At 63.6% G+C, this 590-nt stretch carries 1 protein-coding gene; it reads left to right on the forward strand.

Going from position 1 to position 590, the window contains the following annotated elements; translation table 11 throughout:
- Positions 1–23: 23 nt before the first annotated feature.
- A partial coding sequence (locus ACR0C6_RS22040) for an aldehyde dehydrogenase family protein (protein ID WP_480621317.1) occupies positions 24–590 on the forward strand: 567 nt, incomplete at its 3' end.

Consider the following 590-nt stretch of genomic DNA (forward strand, 5'->3'; position numbering starts at 1 on the left):
GTCAACCCAAGGAGGAGGCATCCATGACGACGACAGCAATCGGCCATTATATCAATGGCGAGGTTTATGGTGGTGCGCGCACCAACACTCAGGACGTGTTCAACCCGGCGACGGGGGCTCTGACGGGGCAGGTTGATCTGGCCTCGGCGGGGGATGTGGACAAGGCGGTTGCGGCGGCGAAAGCTGCGTTTCCGGCGTGGTCGAACATGCCTCCGATCCGCCGCGCGCGGTTGATGAACAAGTTCCTGAACCTGCTGAACGAGCACAAGGACGATCTGGCCCGCGCGATCACCGCCGAGCATGGCAAGGTCTTCACCGACGCCCGTGGCGAGGTTGAGCGCGGCATCGATATCGTCGAGTTCGCCTGCGGCATCCCGCAGCTGCTCAAGGGCGATTTCACCGATCAGGTTTCGACCGGCATCGACAACTGGACCCTGCGCCAGCCGCTGGGCGTGGTGGCGGGCGTGACCCCGTTCAACTTCCCGGTCATGGTGCCGATGTGGATGTTCCCGGTGGCGATTGCGGCGGGCAACACGTTTGTGCTCAAGCCCTCGCCGACTGACCCGACGCCGTCGCTGATGTATGCCGAA

The sequence above is a fragment of the Ruegeria sp. AL12 genome (assembly GCF_056540885.1).